We start from the raw sequence: 17,359 nt of genomic DNA on the forward strand, positions 1-17,359 counted from the left end.
CGGAAAGTGGCCGGAATCACGCCGTGCTTGACAACCGTAGACGCCGACCGGTCTGCTCATTTCGCGCCGAGCGGGCCCGAAAGGCCCGGTCATCGGAAGTATGATCTGCGTCATGGGACGCAGCTCGGACGGCCGGGAGCGGATGCTCGCCACAGCCTCCGAATTGTTCCGCGATCGGGGGATTGCCGGGACGGCGCTGATGGACATCATCGATCGCAGCGGCGCCGCGCGCGGATCGATCTATCACTACTTCCCCGGCGGCAAAGCGCAATTGGCGAGGGAGGCCACCGAGCGGGCCGGCCGCGAATTCGGCGCGATGATCACCGGATTGGTCGCGGCCGACGGTCCGGTGGTCGCAATGGGGATCTGCGTCGACTACTTCCGCCAGCGCCTGGTGGATTCCGGCTACGAGGCGGGCTGCCCGATCACCGCGGCCGCGCTGGAGCCGGGCGAGGCGATCGAGGCGCGCCGGGCGGCGGGGGAGTCCTATGCGGCTTGGGAGGCCGCGCTGGCGAATGCCCTTTGGCAGCACGGTGTTCCGCAGTCGCGGGCGGCGGCCGTCGCGACGTTGGCCATCAGCGCCATCGAGGGCGCGCTGATTCTGGCACGCGCACAACGGGATTCGGGTCCGCTCGATCGGGTGCGGGGTGAGCTGGAACGGTTCGGCGAGGCGCTGCTGCGGCAACCGACATGATCGAGCGCTACTGCTCGCGCAGGCGGCGGTGATAGATCTCCCGGACCGCCGGGTCGGGCTGGGTGAAAGCCGTTGTCGCACCGGTGAATGCGGCCACCGCCAGCTGCGCCCGATACGGCAGCAACTGCGCCGACTTGATGATTGCCGCCAATCGCCGCGGCACGGTGACGAGCGCCTTCTCCCGAATTACGGTGCGCACGACGGCATTTGCCACGTCCTCGGGATCCACCGTGGTGAGCGGTTCGATCCAGCCGGGCATCTTCGCGCCCGCCGAGAGTTCGGTGCGCACGATCCCGGGCAGCACCACCGAGACATGTACGCCGTGCTCTTTCAACTCGAGGTGCAATGCCGAGGAGAAGCCGACCACCGCGTGTTTGGTGGCGCAGTAGGTGGCCAGACCCGGAAAGCCCTGTGCCCCGGCAAGAGATGCGATGTTGATGAGGTGGCCGCTTTTGCGCGCCAGGAAACGCCTTGTGGCCAAACGGGATCCGATGATCACGCCGCGCAGGTTGATATCGATGATCCGCTCCGTCATCGCCTCGTCCTCCTCGGCGAACAACCCGGTGGGCATGATGCCCGCGTTGTTGACGAGCACGTCGAGCGGGCCGAGCTCCCGTTCCACCTCGTCGAGGAAGGCGGCGAACGCGGCCTTGTCGGTGACGTTCACGGGGAGGCCGAGCACGCGCGCGTCCGGTTCGGCGCCCAATTCAGCGGCGGTTTTGGCGACCAGTTCGACGTCGATATCGCCGATCGCGACCGCGGCGCCCGAGCGCAGGAACGCCTCCGCCGTCGCCCGGCCGATGCCGCGCGCGCCGCCGGTGATCGCGACCACCTTGCCCGCGAGCAGTTTCGCGCCATCCGCTGTTGTCATCTCGGCCCCTTTCTCGCAGTTCCGCATCGGCGCTGCGGCGCGGACGCCGCGCATGTCCGACGGGTACGCCTGCGGACCTACCCCGGGGAGATGCGATCGAATCCGCGGCGTCAGCATCAGACTGCCGGAATTCCGCGGTCCGCAACGCGGTTTCGGCGGCCATAGGGGTAAGCCGGCCCACGGAGCTAAGCTGGCTCAGACAGTGGACGCAACGCGTTCAGTAGCCTTGTCCCGAGACGCCCCACCGTGACCAGCGAGAATGGCGTCGAACCTGCGAATCACCCCGAGTAGGTCGGACAGTTATAGGCCAGGCAGTCACGCATCGGAGAGAACGAAATGGAAGAACGGACCGACAGCGGCGACGCGCCCGAAACCACGGCCGCATCGGATAGCGCCGCCGCGGTGAACCGGGCCGACGATGGCACGGATGCCGCGAAGACCGAGAGCGCACCGGAGACGAAGGATCCGAAACCGGCGGGCAGATCGGGAACCGTGCAGATCCGCGTTTCCACGGTGATTCAAACCGCGTTGATCGCGGTGCTCGCTATCGCGGTCGTCGTACTCGCCGGATTTCTGTGGTCCGCCAAATCGGATCTCGCGGATCGAAGAACTCGGGACGCGAATGATCACAAGGCCGAACAAGTTGCCACCGATTATGCGGTCGGCGCGGCCACCGTCAACTATCAGGATGTCAACTCCTGGATAGCGAAACTGAAGGCCAATACCACCGATCAGTTGGCGGGTAAGTTCGATCAGACCGCCCCGCAGTTACAACAGATTCTGGTGCCGTTGAAGTTCACCTCCACCGCGACGCCGATCACCGCGACGGTGGCATCCGAACAGGGCGGCATATACAAGGTGAACGTGTTCGTGAACGTCAATGCGACGAATGCGCAGAATCCGCAGGGCACACAGAGCACCGCCACCTACAACGTCACCCTGGACAAGAACTCGGGATGGAAGATCACCGATGTCGGTGGTGTTGATGGCGCGCTGCCGCTGAAATAGCGCGGAGCGGTTGCCCGATATTCGAAAACCCGTCGGCCGCCGGACATTCCGGCGGCCGACGCTACAGCTGTATGTACGGGTACTGCCGGTCAGCGCGCGCCGACGTCGGCGAGCTCGCGCTTCTTCGCCTCGCGGGCGAGCATGCGATCGCGCTGCTCCTCGAACTTGATGACGTCCTTGCCGAGCTTGTCCAGGAACAGGCCGAGCCGCTCGCGCACGGCCTCGCCGCGCGGCGTGAAATCGTTGCGCTCGAAGATGTTCCACTTCTTCAGCACCGGCTGCACCACCTCTTCGAGATGCTGGCGCAGGTCGTAGATGCCGTGTTTGGCCATGAGCACGCCATTGCGGCGGAAGTTGGGCATTCCGGCGCCGGGCATCCGGAAGTTCTCCAGGATCAGGGTGATCGCCTCGATGGCCTGATCCGGGGACAGATCGATGGCCGCGCCGCACATATTGCGATAGAAGATCATGTGCAGGTTCTCGTCGGCGGCGACGCGCTGGAGCATGCGGTCGGCGATCGGGTCGTCACAGACCTTGCCGGTGTTGCGGTGGCTGACCCGGGTGGCCAACTCCTGGAAGGTGACATAGGCGACCGAGTGCAGGAAGCCCGCGTCGGCCTCGGTCGGCGAGGCGAACCCGTTGGTCATGTGGACCATCCGCGCTTCCTCCAGCGCGACGGGATCGACGCCACGGGTGACCACCAGATAATCGCGCATGACGATGCCGTGGCGATTCTCCTCGGCCGTCCAGCGCCCGACCCAGGTACCCCACGCGCCGTCCTGAGAGAAGTTCTCGGCGATCTCGCGGTGATACGAGGGCAGGTTGTCCTCGGTGAGTAGGTTCGTGATCATGGCCGCTTTCGCGACCTCGTTCAGCCGGGACTGTTCCGGGTCCCAGTCCACGCCCCCGAGTGCCGCGAAATTGCGGCCTTCGTCCCACGGGACATAGTCGTGCGGATGCCATTCCTTTGCCAGGGAGAGGTGCCGGTTGACGTTCTGTTCGGCAACCGGCTCCAACTCCGTGAGCAGCTCGAGTTGAGTCAGATCCCTTGCCATGTATAAGCCCTTCAGTGAGTGCGTCCGGTCGTGCTGGTCATCCCCCCAACGTAGACCGTTGCCGATGCGGCCATACCTTACGGCACCGTAGGTGTGATGCGAAACGCATCGATAGCCCTCGCGTTTCACGGTGGTGCACGTCATACGCCGTCGTTGGCGTAGGGCGACCCTTGCGAGTCTAGGCGGGTTCGCACGAAGTGTGATCGTTCGTTCCCCTGCCGCGGCCCGCAGCGCAAGGTGTATCGCCGCGGGCCACGGCCTGTTAGCTACCGCCCCCGGAAAATCTCACTTCTTGCCGAACAGGCCGCCGAGCACGTTGCCGAGCGCGCCGCCCGCGTTCTTTGCCAGCGCCTCGCCGAGCGCCCCGCCGAGTCCGCCGCTCTTGGAACTGCCGCCGAGCAGATTGCCGAGGATGTCGCCGATCGCGCCGCCCGATGCCTGCCCGCCACCCTGTCCGCCGCCGCCCATCTGCTTGGCCAGGAAGGCGAGCACGATCGGGGCGAGCATCGGCATCACCTTGGCGATGAGATCGTTGCCGCCCGCGCCCTCGGTGTTGCCGAGCGCGCTTATCACGGTGTTCTTCTCCTCGCCGAAGACGTTGTCGACGATCTGGGCGCCCGCCTTCGTATCGACCTGGTCGATATCGACCCCGCCGTCGACGAGGTCGCCGTGGCCTTCCAGGGAGTCGACCAGCGAGGCCGCACCCTCCGGCTTGTTCGCGTTGGCCTGCAGACCGCCGAGCAGGGCGGGCAGGGCGGCTTTCACCGCATTGGTCGCGGTGGCCTGGTCGACGCCGAGTTTTTCGGCGATCTGACCGATCGGAACCTGGGAGAGCAAATCATCGAAAGAAGTCATCAGCTCCACCTTCGTCGAGGGTGTCCCCGTATCCCGGGGTCGGGCTCAGGGTAGGGGAAAGCCCGGGTGAAGTGTGGTGTTTCGTCTGCGGCCGGTCGCGTTTCGCCGATATGTCGCGCTACCCGGCCCGGCCGTACTACCTGCGGAAATGAACCGGGCACCCGGTGTGTGACCGGGTGCCCGACGCGGTGCCCCCAGTAGGGCTCGAACCTACGACCTGCGGATTAAAAGTCCGTAGCTCTACCAACTGAGCTATAGGGGCGCGGTAGGCAAGTGTAGTGGCGCGGGTGCCGAAACCCCTAACCGGGGGTTGGCCAGCGAGCGGCGAGGGGGTGCGATATCAATGTCCGGGGTTCGCCGGTAGCCGAGACATGCTGTCTCCGTTGGCAAGGCGAGTGTGGGGTGTGATCGCGCATGCGGTAAATAATTGGCACCCAGCTTTGTTCGCTGGGACACATCCTGGCTAGTATCGAATCATGTTGGCTACCAATGCCTTTGGGCGTATCGGTGGGATCATCCGGTGTTCTCGCACGGGATGTCGGCCGATCCGGCGCGGATTGGGCGATCGTTGGTCGGTTGACCGATCGGCTCCGCTTTGTGTGTGAACCCGGCTGGGGCGCTGGCTAATTCGACTTTCGAGCGGACACTGGAATTGGTTGCGAAATGTTTGCTGTAACAGATATCCGGATCGACTTGAAGCCTTACTCTCCGGTTTGCCGCGTGTCGGAAGGGATTTCCGGGTACGGTGACGCCTTGGTGAATTCCGGAAGAATCGTCGACCCACCCGGCGGATCCGGAATTCGGCTTATCGTTGATGTGCCCGAACGTGTCGCGACCGGTCCGGCTTGTCGTGGCTTACCCGATTCGATGCCGCAGGAGGCAGATCCGAGACAAAGAAATACCCGGGTGCGCACCCCCTGCGGCGCACCCGGGCAGGAAAACTATACCAGCTGGTGTGTTTCAGGATTTTCGCAAGTTTTCGTACCGAAAGTTTGAAACTGGGCGAAAACCCGGTTTGAAGTATTGATAAAACTCATAACTTCGCGCCAAGGGTCTTGTTCCTTTGGGGGTGGGTCATTGGCGGCGAGTAGGCTTCGGAGGCGTTTCGAGCATGGCACGGCAGCAAGAGCGGGCCCGCCGGACACGTGCGGCGATTATCAGGTCCGCCGCCGTTGAGTTCGGGAAGAGCGGCTATGCCGCTGCATCGCTCAACCGCATATTGGAGGGTTCACGCGCCACCAAAGGCGCTATGTACTTTCATTTCGATTCCAAGGAAGATCTGGCACGCGCGGTCCTCGAGACAGCCGTCGACCGCTACCGGTCCTCGGCCGAACGTTGGCTCGCCAGAACGGATCTCAGCGCACTCGACACCCTGCACGGCATGATCGACGAGATCGCACTGCGACTCGAACACGACATCATCGTGCAGGCCGAATTCCGGCTGATCATCGAGCCGGACTTCTACCGTGACGTGCAATCCGGCGGCGGTCGGATACTCGGGCGCGCCACCAGGGTTCTCGCGGTGCGCGCGATCGACCAGGGACAGCTGCGCGGCGACGCGGACCCCGACCGATTCACCCGCACCGTCGCCGCCGCCCTCGCCGGGCAGCGGTACCTGGTCGACCTCGCCGGCAGTCCGGTCGACCTGCGCGCCCGCTTCGAGGAAGCACTCGAGGTGGTCGTCGAATCCATGGCCACCCCCGAGTGGCTGGAAAAGTTCCGCACCGACGGCTGGCGCACCTCCGCCCGCATCGAAGAGCTCGGATTAGCGCTCTGACCAGCCGGTTTGGGAAACCCGCCGCGTCTGTCATAAGCTATCCGGGCTCCCAACGGAAACGTTGAAAGCCGGTCCGGAGGAATCCGGGGCGAGCCCCCTTCGTCTAGCGGCCTAGGACGCCGCCCTTTCAAGGCGGTAGCGCGGGTTCGAATCCCGTAGGGGGTACGGTCTTCGGACCGTTGGTAGCAGAGCAAGGCCCTGTGGCGCAGTTGGTTAGCGCGCCGCCCTGTCACGGCGGAGGTCGCGGGTTCGAGTCCCGTCAGGGTCGCAAGTGTAAAGCGTCGGAGTGAATCCGGCGCCACGCGAACGGCATTCGGTTCGGGTGCCCGCGGCCAGGTAGCTCAGTTGGTACGAGCGTCCGCCTGAAAAGCGGAAGGTCGCCGGTTCGATCCCGGCCCTGGCCACTCGATCGAAGGCGTGTCCTGCTCGGCGGGCACGCCTTCGCTGTGTTCGATCATCGTCATTTTTTGTGGGGGCCAAGCCCCCACGCCCCCGGCCGGGGGCTTGCCCCGGACCCCCGTTCTTGGTGGTCACCTTTTGTGATGATGTCACCTATCTGGGGGTTTCGGGTTGTGTGGGGCGTTGGGGTCAGTCGATTTCAGGTGTGTTGTGCTTGGTGGGCACGCCTTTGTTGTGTTTGATCATCGTTGTTTCTTGGGCTGAGGCCCCGCACCGCACCTCTAGCCGGGGCGAGGCCCTGAGCCCCGATACGGTGGTCATTTTGGGTTGGGGCGTCACGTTATTGATCAATGTGTTCGGGTTTGTGGTGTTCGCCTTACCTTCGATTCGGCGAGGTATGGGCGCAGGAAGCGCGGGATGTGGGTCGTCGGTTCTGTTTTCGGGTGGGGTGCGAGCCTGGATCGTGCCTGGCGGGGCTTCGTGCGTGGGGGCCTTCGTGAGCTGGTCCGCGGGTTATGTTGTGGCGGTTTGGCTGTCGAGCTATTGCGGTGGTGTTGGGGTGTAAGTTGCGCGCACCGACTGGTTTTCCGGCGTGCCGTTCAGATTCGTGCGCAATTGGATGTGCGTGGTGCTGAACGGTGTGCGGGAAGACTGTGGGGTGGGTTAGGTGGCTGGATTCGTCAGGTGGTGTGATGAAATGGGGTCCCAAGTGAAGGTGCCTGCTTGTGGATCCTGGTGGACGGCAAGGAAATGCAGGGTGTGCACGGTGAGTGTGGTGGAGACGCTTCGGTATTCGAGTGCGCGTTCCAATGGGGTTGAATCGCAATCGGTGACGGCGTAAGCGAGAGATACGTGTGGGAATGCCGGGGGTGGGGGTAGCTGGCGGGTGGGGCCGAATATGTGGGTCGCGGCTTCGCGGGTGTGGTCGACCAGGGCCTGCCACGCGGGGAAGAGTGTCGATGAGTCCGGTAAAGGATTGGGATGGTCGGGGGTGGCGGCCATGAGGACGCTGCTGGTGTGAATTACCGGGCCGGACATGGGGATCTCGAAGGGTGGCGTAGCGGACGCGATGGCTGCCAAGGCATCCGAATATCGGTCCAGCGATGATGGCGTGACTTCATTGCGCCACCATGGGATTCGGGTCACGGTGGCGTGCAGCCAACGGGACGTTACGGGGGCGCAGTCGGGAAAAACCCCTATTGCATCGATAGTGGGTTGCACAGATGTGGCGAACTGTGGATCGGGCAGTACATAAACATGCAGCGAGTCGCGCAGCCATGGCCATTTCAGAACGCTTGGATCAAAGATGTTCCGCACGCGGCGATCCTATGCAAGCGGATGGTGAGTTGTTGGTCACAATCGTCGCCGGACCCTCTCGACCGCTTCCCGAAAGATGTTGTCGGCGTTCGATGTTGGTTGGGTAGTTGCCATCGTGTCCAGTTCGATCTCGCGGCGACGTTGCCGAAGCTTTGCGGTGCGCCCGAAGTGGGCCCTGTCGCGCACCGAAGTGGGTCGAACGGTGCGTCACATTTTCGACGCATTCGTGGATCAGCGAATCCGAAACGGCCGCAAGCGGTTCGGCCGACGGCCGGCGCGCCCGCGGTCGAGGGGCGGTGTGGGCGTCAGCTGTTGGCGCGGACCGCGTCGAGGTATTCGGCGATGGCGTCCCGGTTGCGGGCGAGACAGTCGATGCGCCGGGACATTCGGGTGAGCTGATCTTCCAGCAGCGCAAGCATTTCCGGCGTCGCCTCGTCGAAGACGATGGAACTCGGCTGATCGAGGCAGGGCAGGATCTGCTTGATGATGCGGGTGGGCAGGCCGGCGTCGAGCAGGCCGCGGATCTGCAGTACGCGATCCACCAGGCGGTCATCGTAACTGCGGTAGCCGTTCTGGCAGCGCTGCGCGAAGATCAGGCCCTGCTCCTCGTAGTAGCGCAGCAGCCGGCGGGAGGTTCCGGTCCGCTCGGACAGCTCTCCGATGCGCATGTGTTCCACCTCATAGTGATCCGGATTGACCCTCACATCGATGTGAGGGTTCGAGCATACGGTCATGAAGATTGGCATCACCACCTTCGTCACCGACGAGGGAATCAGCGGTCCGAAGCTCGGTATGGCGCTGGAGGAGCGGGGATTCGAATCCCTTTTCCTGCCGGAACATTCGCATATTCCGGCGAGTCGGCGCTCGCCCGCCCCCGGCGGCGGGGAACTGCCGCGGGAGTACTACCGCGCCCTGGATCCGTTCATCACCCTCGGTGCCGTCGCGGCCGTCACCGAGCGGCTGGTGCTGGGCACCGGGATCACGCTGCTGATCCAGCGCGATGTCATCCACACCGCCAAGGAGATCGCGACGCTCGATCGAATCTCCAACGGGCGCTTCGTATTCGGTGTGGGCGCTGGCTGGAATCCGGAGGAGATGGCCGATCACGGCACGAGCAACTGCGGGCCATCCGGCGGATTTGGACCGATGAACTCGCGGAATTCCATGGCCGTTTCATCGATTTCGATCCGATGTACGCCTGGCCCAAACCCGTTCGGCAGCCACCCATCTTCATCGGCGGCGGCGCACCGGCGGCGAAACGGGCGATCCGGCACGGCGTGGGTTGGTTGCCCGCCGCGGTATCCGACCCCGCCGAAATCCCGGCCCAGCTAGCCCAACTCGACGGACACGACCTGCCCGTCACGGTCGCGTTCGCCCCGGCCGAACCCTCCTTGCTCGACGGCTACGCCGCGGCCGGAGTGCGGCGCGTTGTCCTGAGCATGCCCACCCTCCCGGAATCGGAAACCCTGCATACCCTCGACGTGATGCGAAAAGCGGTCGACCGCTACCTGTCCTGAGATCTCGTTATGCGTCGAGCCGAACCCACAAGGGCCGGTTCGACGCGGGACGGGCGCAAACCCGTTGCCGCCCAAGGGGACAGGGGCGGGAAGCGGACATATCGTGAGGGGATGAGCGGGGCAGACGGGATGATCGGGGACGAGCCGCTGGCGGATGGGATGGAGATTTCGCTGCGGTATCGGCTCGATCTGCGGGTGACCGATGCGCGGCGGCTGTTGGCGGCGGCGCGGCGGGCATATCTGGAGCTGAATCCGGATGCCACCGCGGCCGAGGCGCAGGGGGAGGTGCGGTGCGCGGCGGAGGCGATCGGGGAGATTCTGGCGCATGCGGGACTGTTCGGGGACGGTGAGGTGCATCGGCGGCTCGAGTCGCGCGTCGACGACGGGGTGGAGGTGGGCGGCTGGGCCGCGCGGATCTGCGTCGACGAGCCGTATCCGCTGAGCCCGTCGCCGCTCGGGAACTGTCTGCGCGGGGATGAGATCTTCGAGGTGCCCGCCCGTGATGGCGACGACGGGCTGGATGGGCGGCCCGATTTGGTGTGACCTGTGATCTTGCCCGCGTGAATCCGGGGCCGGGTTCCAAGATCGGTGGGATGCTGGGGGCATGGCCGATCAGTGGTACTACTGCTTGAAGCATCACCGGGCGGAAAACGGGAAGCGCTGCTGGTTCGCCGATCGGATGGGTCCGTACCCTGATCAGGCGACCGCGGAACGGGCATTGGACATCGTCCGGGCCCGCAACGAGCGGGAGGATTCGCGCGACCGGCGCTGGCGCGACGGGGACTGAACCCTCCTCAGACGGATCCGCTACGGTTCAAGGAAATCAGCGAACTAAGTGCTGGGGTTCCGTCACGGCTCCCGGCGGGAACAGGTAAGCAGGAGGGCGACCCTTGAGGGTTACCGTTGTTGTGCCGACCTACAACGAGCGGGAAAATCTGCCGGTGGCGGTGGAGCGGCTGACCGCGCTACCGGTGCCCGATCTGCATGTGCTCGTCGTGGACGACAATTCGCCGGACGGCACCGGTGAGGTGGCCGACAAGCTGGCGGTGGAGCTGCCGAACGTCGTCGATGTGCTGCATCGCACAGAGAAGGACGGTCTCGGCCGGGCCTACATCGCGGGTATCACCAAGGCGCTGGACGAGGGCGCGGATGTGGTGATCCAGATGGACGCCGATCTCTCGCATCCGGCCGAGGTGATTCCGGCCATGCTCGAAAAGTTGTCGACCACCGATGCGGGCGTCGTCCTCGGGTCGCGCTATGTGCCGGGCGGATCCACCGCCGCGGAGTGGAAGTGGTACCGCAAGGCGCTTTCGGCCTGGGCCAATTTCTACGTGAACCTGATCCTGCGGCTCGGCGTGAAGGACGCGACCGCCGGATTCAAGGCGTGGAAGGCGGATACGCTGCGCGCGATCGATGTGGCATCGATCCGCAGCAACGGCTATTCGTTCCAGGTCGAGATGAACTACCGGACGATCAAGCAGGGTATTTCGATCGCCGAGGTACCGATCCGGTTCGAGGAGCGCACCAAGGGCGCATCCAAGATGAGCCTGCGGGTGCAGCTGGAGTCGGCGCTCATGCCGTGGAAGCTGCTCTTCGGCCGCGCGGTCTAAGCGGACGGCCAGTCGAGCAGGGTTCGGGTGAACAACCCGCGGACCGCCTCGACATTGTCGGTCATGTTGTCGGGATCCCACCCGCTGACATCGATCGGGTCGAGGAAGGCGACGTCGACGGTGCCGCGCCGGGCGATCATCGAATTGCGCCAGGAGATTTCGCCCGCGTTGCGGATCACCACCGGGATGATCGGCACGCCGGCCTGAATGGCCATGTGGAAGCCGCCCTTCTTGAAGGGTCCCGGGCTCGGTGTGTAGGAGCGGGTGCCCTCCGGGGCCAGCGCGATGGACAGCCCACCGCGCAGCGTGTCGACGACCGGACGCAATTGGGCCTTCGCCTCCGCGGTGTTGGCGCGATCGATGAAGGTGACGCCGACGAACCGCAGCAGCGGCCCGAAGATCGGATTGTGCGTGAGTTCCTTCTTGCCAATTCCGGTGACGCCGCCGATCAGCACATTCGGCACCACGATCACGTCGAACTGGCTCTGATGGTTGAACAGGAAGATCGCGGGTCGCGGAGCCAGCGCTTTTTCCTTGCCGGATACCGTGATTCGGACGCCGATGGTGCGCAGCGCGAACCGGCTGCCGTGAACCATCAACGCGTCGGCCATTTTTCGGCGGTCGCGGGTGTAGGACTTGCTCAGCACGCCGACGAACGCGCCGACCAGTAACGCGACCAATCCGGCGACGGTGCGCAGCACATCACCGGTGGTCGGTTCGCGGCGCGGCCGGAAGCCGAGCGTCGGCCAATTCTGTTCGGTCGCGAAGGTGGTGAGCCGTGGATCGGGATCGACCGCGACCGGATGGCCCACCTGCGCGAGCAGCGGCACGTCCGCCCCGCAGGCGCTGTAGGCGTAGCTCTGCCCGAGATCGATGCCGCGCGCCGCCGCGAATTCCCGCGCGGCATCGGCTTTTCCGTTGCCCCACAGTGGTTTTCCTGCGACGAAGCCGGTGAGTATGTCGTCCTCGGTGGCCATCTCGGTGCACAGCACGTGTTCGATGCCGAGCGCCGTCGCGGCCGGTGCCACCTGGAAGCGGGTCAGCGAACTGGTCAGCACCACGGTGTGGCCCGCGGCGGCATGCGTCCGGATCAGTTGCCACGCCTCGGGATACAGGTGGCCGTAGACGGTGCGGCGGAACAGACGTTCGCCCAATTCGTCCAGGTCCGCGCTCGATCGCCCGGCCAGCGCCCGGCTGAGCTGTTGCAGGAAACGGCTGTACGGGCCGTCGGAGCCGAAGGTCCTGATCCCGGCGAGTAGGACGGTCTGCGGGTCGGCGTGCCGAAACAGCCGCCGGTACCAGGGGATTCGAATCGCGCCCGCGACCGCGCCGCCGAAGTCGAAGATCGCCGCGACTCCGGGTCCCTGTGGTCCGGAGCGGGTGGCGGCCACCGCCTCGGCCAGCTTCACCGTAGCTCCAGATCGGTGCGGTTGGACGGGTCGAGCAGGGCGGCCCGGGAGATGCGCGCCCCGATGGTGCGCAGCCGGGCGGCGAATTCGGTTCTGCGCTCGGTCAATTCGGCACGTCGCTTGGCCGAGTCGTGTGCCACCGCGGCGAGCAGGCCGTGATTGTCCGCGAGTTTGAGTGCGCTGCCGAATAATTCGGTGGAGACCGATTCCGGGCTGTGCAGCCGCTGCTGCAGCAGCATCTGTTTACCGACCGCGACGCATTCGTCGATGAACTGCTTGCGATCGAATTCGAGCGCCGGATCGCGGGCGGCCAGCCGCTCGGCCACCACCAACTGCGCGTCGAAGAACGAACGCAGCACCCGGTGCGCCATCATGAAGCCGGAGGCGGTGAGCTTGTCCAGGATCTCCGAGCCGCGGGTGTCGGCCCGGGTGTGGTTGTACCAATCCGGGTCTACCAGCAGCATTTCCGCGGTCAGCTGGTCGGCGAATTCCTTGCGCTCCGGGAAGAAGAATTCGAACTTCAGCAGGTCGCGCAGCCGGAACGCCTCCTTCCAGCCGATGCTCAGCTGATCGCTCGCACCGCTTTCCACCGCCGCCAGAATGGCCAGCTCCAGAATCGCCCGGTTGACGAACCAGTGCACCGCGCTGTTGCGGTAGAAGGCGGCCTCCAGATGCGCACCCGGCTCGATCGAGTACACCGGCTCCAACCCGCCGCGATAGACGGTGACCACCCGGGCCAGTGAAAGCTGTTCCAGCACAACGGCGAGGCTCTGTTCGTCGCGCAGCGCGGCGAGTTCACCGCGCGGCAGCTCGCGCTTCTCGATATAGCCGAGCACCGGGTTGAGCACCGAGCGCACCTCGCCCAGCGTGAGCGCGCGCTCGTGCACGCCGAGCAGTGCGAGGGTGGCCAGGGCGTTCACTGTGATCGGGGTGACCGCGTTGATACCGACCGCGATCTCGAAGGCCAAGCGCTGCACGGCCTTTCGCTCCAGCTCGGTGACACCCGGATCGGTGTCAGGGCCCGGCGCATCGGCGGCGGGCAGTGGCGAGCGCGCCTCGGTGCGGTGCAGCGGAATGATGAGCGGGCGCGGGGTGAGCGGATCGCCGTGCGCGGCAAGGCGTTCCCGTGCCGAGAGCGGTTCGCCGAATCGGACGTATACGTGCCCGGCCGAATGCTGCTGGCTGCGAACATATCTCGCGAGCCAGGCCAGGCCCTCCGGTTTCTTCTTGCCGCCGGACTGCTCGGTGGCGATGGCCCCGAGCTCGTTGAGCCGCTCGTAGGTGATCGACACCGGAACCAGCATCACATCGTCCACCCGGTTCGAACGTACTGCCGCGGCAAGATAATTCAGCAGTCCGTAGCGCGGCGGCCGCAGCTTTCCGGTGCGGGTGCGCCCGCCCTCGAAATACCACTCCAGGTTGAATCGTTTGGCCAGCAGGTAGGCGAAGTATTCCTCGACCACCGCCTTGTAGACCTCGTCGTCGCCGAAGCTGCGCCGGATGAAGACGGTGCCGGTGCGCCGGGCGATCGGGCCCATCGGCCAGAAGCTCAGATTGGCGCCGCCGATCACGTGGTTCGGTGGAAAGTCGTTGCGCGCCAATACATCACCGAGGACGAACGCGTCGACGTAAGACCGGTGCGATGGCAGGAAGACCAGCGGATACCGCCGGTTCATGGCGCGCAGCCGCTCCAGCCCCGACGCCTCGCCGTCGACCTTCCAGGTCGAGGCGTGTACCGGGCGCATGGCCTGGGTGAACAGGTCGGACACCAATCTGCTTTGCGCGGCGACGAGTTCGTTGAGCGCCTTCTCGGCCCGGCGATACACCTCGTGCGGTTTACTGCCGGACTGGTCGGCGATCAGCTCCAGCCTGCGCAGGAATTCGGGTGAGTCGAGTATCTCCTCGGCGACCAGCCGCGGCACCTTGTACCGGTCGCCGATCACATTGCGTTCGGCGCGTTCCAGCGCGACGACGGCGGCGCGGATCACCGCTCTGGCAAGCGGTTCGGCCGAACCCTTCGCCAGTAGCGCCGTCGCCTCCGGATTATTGGCGCGTAGCGCGCTGAGCAGCGCGGGTTGCCCGGTGAGCACGATATGCCGGTCCGGCGCCTTGCCGATCAGCCTGCGCTGGGCGAAGCGGTGCGGTTTGCGCGGATTGCTGAGCAGCGCGAGATCGGCGAAGGTGACCCGGCGCACCCCGTCGCGCTCCGGCGGCAGCCACAGCACCCGCACCGGAACCACGAGCGGGTCGTCGTGCCGGGTGACGAGCCGCTCGGCGACCGCGGTCGCGTCCAGGTCGAGCTGGGTGATCGGCGCGTCGGTGCCGAATTCCTTGGCGATACCGCCATCGAGTAGCCAGGCGCCGACCAGTTCGCGCTCCACATCTGTCGCCGCGTCGATGAGGGCCACCACCGAATCCGGCTGTGCCGATTGCCGAATCGACGCCGGTGCACCGTCGCTGTGCTCGATCATGGCCGTGGTCCCTCCGAAAATGGCGATCCCCCTATTCAAGCCGCCCACGGCTTTTCGCGCAGGAACTCCGGACAGCGAGTTGGCCGGGCGCGCTGTCGCGGGGTGCCCGGCGGCGGGCATCGCCCATTAAGCTGCGCGCATGGATTGGGCGTTGCGCGCGTGTGGCTGGCACGGTCATTACACCTATGCGCCGGACGAGCAGGACCTACGGGAGCGGCTGCGGGTGGATACCGTGGCCGGGGAGGCGTGGCGCTGTCTGCGCTGCGGCACATTCGTGCCGGGGGAGCCGGTGGGCCGCGGACCCGCCGATCATGCGCCCGAGGTGCCGCGCGGACGATTGCTGCGCGACCGCTGGATCATGCGCGCGCTCGCCATCGAGCGGGTGCTGCGCGCGGTGGTGCTGATCGGCCTCGCGGTGGGGGTGTTCAAGTTCCGCAGCTCGCGCGAGACGGTGCGCGCGGCGTTCGACAAGGATCTGCCGCTGCTCAAACCGTTCGCGGACCAGATCGGCTGGGATATCGACCGGTCCAAGATCGTGCACACGATCTCGTCGGCGTTCTCGCTGTCGAGCACCACGCTGCTGTGGCTCGGCGTCGGCGTGCTGGTCTACGCCGGGTTGCAGGTGATCGAGGCGGTCGGTCTGTGGCTGGTGCGGCGGTGGGGTGAATACTTCGCGGTCATCGCGACCAGCATCTTCCTGCCGCTGGAGATCTACGAGCTGACCGAGAAGATCACCGTCCTGCGCGTAGGCGCGCTGCTGATCAATATCGCCGCGGTGATCTGGCTGATCTACAGCAAGCGGTTGTTCGGCTTGCGCGGTGGCGGTAAGGCCTACCACGAGGAACATCACGCCGAGAGTTTGCTCAGCGTCGAGCGCTCGGCCCTGTCCGTACCGAATCAGGCTGCTGACGCCTGAGTTCCGCTGTGGTTGCCGACATCGACAACGGATAGTCAGGTAATGCTAACCTTACTTTCGAGTGAGGTCAGCATTACCTATGGAGGATCGTTGTCGACGACGGACGAACGCTTGCGGGTGGAGTATGTGACCGATCCGGCGGCAGCGATGTCCCGGCTGGCGGCCGCCGAACGATTCGGCGAATACGTTGTGTACGAGCGCCCCGGCGAGTGGGTATTCGCCGCCGATCCGATCGGCGCCGTCGAGCTCGACGTGGACGAGCTGCGGGTCAGCTGGAACGGGCGCACCACCGCGAGCTCGTGGGACGGTAGCCCGGCCGCGGTGCTCGACCGGGTGCTCGGCACGCTCCCGCTCGGTGACCGGTCGGCCTACGGCTGGCTCGGATTCGAGTTCTGCGCATGGGCTTTGGATGCGACGCGGCATCTGCAACCGCGAACAACACTGGCGCACTTGATGATTCCCCGCATCGAGGTGCGGGTGGGCGAGTCCGGCGTCCGGTTCTCCGGTGCGACGCTCGCCGAGGCCGACGAGATTCGCGAAATGATCGCCGCGTCGCAGGAATCCGAATTGCCGCCGGCGCATCCGGTGGACGTGCGGCCGGATCCGACCGACTACCGCGGGCGGGTGGCCGAGGCGGTCGCCGAGATCGGCGCCGGGCGGTATCAGAAGGTGATCCTGTCCAGGAAGGTCGAGCTGCCCTTCGCCGTCGATGTGCCCGCCACCTACCGGCTCGGGCGCGCACACAACACGCCCGCCCGGTCGTTCCTGTTGCGGCTCGGCGGTTTGGAGGCCGCGGGCTTCAGCCCGGAGCTGGTCGTCTCGGTGGACGACGAGCGGATGGTCACCACCGAACCGCTGGCGGGCACCAGGGCGTTCGGCCGCGGCGCCGCCGCCGATTCGGCCGCGCGGGCCGAACTCGTCGCGGATCCGAAAGAGATCGTCGAGCACGCGATTTCGGTGCAGACCGCCTTCGCCGAGATCGCCGGGGTCGCCGATCCCGGTACGCCCGCGGTCTCGGATTTCATGGCGGTCCGCGAGCGCGGCAGCGTGCAGCATCTGGCCTCGACCGTGCGTGGCCGACTGGCCGCCGACCGGTCCAGCTGGGACGCGCTCGCGGCGCTGTTTCCCTCGGTGACCGCGTCCGGAATTCCCAAGCGGGCGGGCGTCGATTCGGTGTTCCGGCTCGACGGCGCGCCGCGCGGGTTGTATTCCGGTGCGGTGGTGACGATTTCGCCGACCGGTGCGTTGGAGGCGACGCTGGTGTTGCGCGCTGTGTATCAGACCACAGCGGGCGCCTGGCTGCGCGCGGGTGCGGGCATCGTCGGCCAGTCGCGGCCCGAGCGGGAATTCGAGGAGACCTGCGAAAAGCTCGGCAGCGTCGCGCCGTACGTCGTCAAGGCGCAGTTGGACGGATGATCACCAGGCCTCCCCGCCGGTTTGCGGGGAGGTATCTTCCTGGG

At 65.7% G+C, this 17,359-nt stretch carries 15 protein-coding genes, 4 tRNA genes and 1 pseudogene; 12 read left to right on the plus strand and 8 right to left on the minus strand.

Translation table 11 applies throughout. The annotated features are described in order from the left end of the window. The first annotated feature begins 112 nt into the window (after positions 1 to 112). Positions 113 to 694, plus strand: coding sequence for a TetR/AcrR family transcriptional regulator (locus F5544_RS03360; protein WP_167471810.1), 582 nt, complete (start codon positions 113 to 115; stop codon positions 692 to 694). Positions 695 to 701: 7 nt separating this feature from the next. On the opposite strand, the gene F5544_RS03365 is transcribed toward F5544_RS03360, so the two are convergent. Beyond that, positions 702 to 1,565 carry an SDR family oxidoreductase gene (locus F5544_RS03365; RefSeq protein WP_167471811.1) on the minus strand — a complete coding sequence of 288 codons (864 nt, stop codon included), beginning with the start codon at positions 1,563 to 1,565 and terminating at the stop codon, positions 702 to 704. Between the two features lie 336 nt (positions 1,566 to 1,901). On the opposite strand from F5544_RS03365, the gene F5544_RS03370 reads away from it, so the two are divergent. After that, positions 1,902 to 2,573 (plus strand): hypothetical protein, encoded by a 672-nt coding sequence (locus F5544_RS03370; protein WP_238847061.1) that lies wholly within the window; start codon positions 1,902 to 1,904, stop codon positions 2,571 to 2,573. Positions 2,574 to 2,662: 89 nt separating this feature from the next. Here F5544_RS03370 and F5544_RS03375 read toward each other — a convergent pair whose 3' ends face one another. From F5544_RS03375 to F5544_RS03385, 3 genes are all read right to left on the minus strand, one after another. Then, positions 2,663 to 3,628 (minus strand): acyl-ACP desaturase, encoded by a 966-nt coding sequence (locus tag F5544_RS03375; RefSeq protein ID WP_167471812.1) that lies wholly within the window; start codon positions 3,626 to 3,628, stop codon positions 2,663 to 2,665. Between the two features lie 285 nt (positions 3,629 to 3,913). Next, the gene (locus tag F5544_RS03380; protein WP_167471813.1) at positions 3,914 to 4,483 is read right to left on the minus strand and encodes a DUF937 domain-containing protein; all 570 of its coding nucleotides are present in this window, start codon (positions 4,481 to 4,483) and stop codon (positions 3,914 to 3,916) included. 189 nt (positions 4,484 to 4,672) lie between these two features. Further along, a tRNA-Lys gene (locus tag F5544_RS03385) sits at positions 4,673 to 4,745 on the minus strand. 849 nt (positions 4,746 to 5,594) lie between these two features. Between F5544_RS03385 and F5544_RS03390 the strand changes: the two genes are divergently transcribed. The 4 genes from F5544_RS03390 (at position 5,595) to F5544_RS03405 (ending at position 6,664) form a co-directional block, all read left to right on the plus strand. After that, a complete protein-coding gene (locus F5544_RS03390; protein WP_167471814.1) occupies positions 5,595 to 6,260 on the plus strand; it encodes a TetR/AcrR family transcriptional regulator in 666 nt (221 codons plus the stop codon). 92 nt (positions 6,261 to 6,352) lie between these two features. After that, a tRNA-Glu gene (locus tag F5544_RS03395) sits at positions 6,353 to 6,425 on the plus strand. A 29-nt stretch (positions 6,426 to 6,454) separates the two neighbouring features. Next, a tRNA-Asp gene (locus F5544_RS03400) sits at positions 6,455 to 6,528 on the plus strand. Between the two features lie 62 nt (positions 6,529 to 6,590). Beyond that, a tRNA-Phe gene (locus F5544_RS03405) sits at positions 6,591 to 6,664 on the plus strand. A gap of 658 nt (positions 6,665 to 7,322) precedes the next feature. On the opposite strand, the gene F5544_RS03410 is transcribed toward F5544_RS03405, so the two are convergent. Both F5544_RS03410 and F5544_RS03415 read right to left on the minus strand, forming a co-directional pair. Next, complete coding sequence (locus tag F5544_RS03410) at positions 7,323 to 7,976, minus strand: 2'-5' RNA ligase family protein (protein ID WP_167471815.1); 654 nt, start codon at positions 7,974 to 7,976, stop codon at positions 7,323 to 7,325. A gap of 305 nt (positions 7,977 to 8,281) precedes the next feature. Next, complete coding sequence (locus F5544_RS03415) at positions 8,282 to 8,644, minus strand: MerR family transcriptional regulator (protein ID WP_167471816.1); 363 nt, start codon at positions 8,642 to 8,644, stop codon at positions 8,282 to 8,284. Positions 8,645 to 8,708: 64 nt separating this feature from the next. Between F5544_RS03415 and F5544_RS03420 the strand changes: the two are divergent. The 4 genes and pseudogenes from F5544_RS03420 to F5544_RS03435 all read left to right on the plus strand — a co-directional run bounded on the left by F5544_RS03420 (position 8,709) and on the right by F5544_RS03435 (position 11,103). Continuing rightward, positions 8,709 to 9,493: pseudogene (locus tag F5544_RS03420) on the plus strand (LLM class F420-dependent oxidoreductase). 111 nt (positions 9,494 to 9,604) lie between these two features. Then, on the plus strand, positions 9,605 to 10,036 hold the full coding sequence (locus F5544_RS03425; protein ID WP_167471817.1) for a hypothetical protein: 432 nt from the start codon (positions 9,605 to 9,607) through the stop codon (positions 10,034 to 10,036). A gap of 61 nt (positions 10,037 to 10,097) precedes the next feature. Continuing rightward, entirely contained in the window at positions 10,098 to 10,280 is a 183-nt protein-coding gene (locus tag F5544_RS03430; RefSeq protein ID WP_167471818.1) for a hypothetical protein, read from the plus strand. Between the two features lie 103 nt (positions 10,281 to 10,383). Further along, the gene (locus F5544_RS03435) at positions 10,384 to 11,103 is read left to right on the plus strand and encodes a polyprenol monophosphomannose synthase (RefSeq protein WP_255665259.1); all 720 of its coding nucleotides are present in this window, start codon (positions 10,384 to 10,386) and stop codon (positions 11,101 to 11,103) included. On the opposite strand, the gene F5544_RS03440 is transcribed toward F5544_RS03435, so the two are convergent. Both F5544_RS03440 and F5544_RS03445 read right to left on the minus strand, forming a co-directional pair. Beyond that, positions 11,100 to 12,512, minus strand: coding sequence for an HAD-IB family hydrolase (locus F5544_RS03440; protein WP_167471819.1), 1,413 nt, complete (start codon positions 12,510 to 12,512; stop codon positions 11,100 to 11,102). The two genes, F5544_RS03435 and F5544_RS03440, sit on opposite strands and share 4 nt — an antisense overlap. Then, complete coding sequence (locus F5544_RS03445) at positions 12,509 to 14,983, minus strand: glycerol-3-phosphate 1-O-acyltransferase (protein WP_167471820.1); 2,475 nt, start codon at positions 14,981 to 14,983, stop codon at positions 12,509 to 12,511. Before F5544_RS03445 ends, F5544_RS03440 begins: the two co-directional genes overlap by 4 nt. A gap of 139 nt (positions 14,984 to 15,122) precedes the next feature. Here F5544_RS03445 and F5544_RS03450 point away from each other — a divergent pair, with 139 nt between their 5' ends. Together F5544_RS03450 and F5544_RS03455 are read left to right on the plus strand one after the other, a co-directional pair. Then, on the plus strand, positions 15,123 to 15,899 hold the full coding sequence (locus tag F5544_RS03450; protein ID WP_167471821.1) for a DUF2127 domain-containing protein: 777 nt from the start codon (positions 15,123 to 15,125) through the stop codon (positions 15,897 to 15,899). A 42-nt stretch (positions 15,900 to 15,941) separates the two neighbouring features. Next, complete coding sequence (locus tag F5544_RS03455; protein ID WP_167471822.1) at positions 15,942 to 17,315, plus strand: salicylate synthase; 1,374 nt, start codon at positions 15,942 to 15,944, stop codon at positions 17,313 to 17,315. The last annotated feature ends 44 nt before the right edge of the window (positions 17,316 to 17,359 follow it).

It is taken from the genome of Nocardia arthritidis (assembly GCF_011801145.1).
Lineage (GTDB): Bacteria > Actinomycetota > Actinomycetes > Mycobacteriales > Mycobacteriaceae > Nocardia > Nocardia arthritidis_A.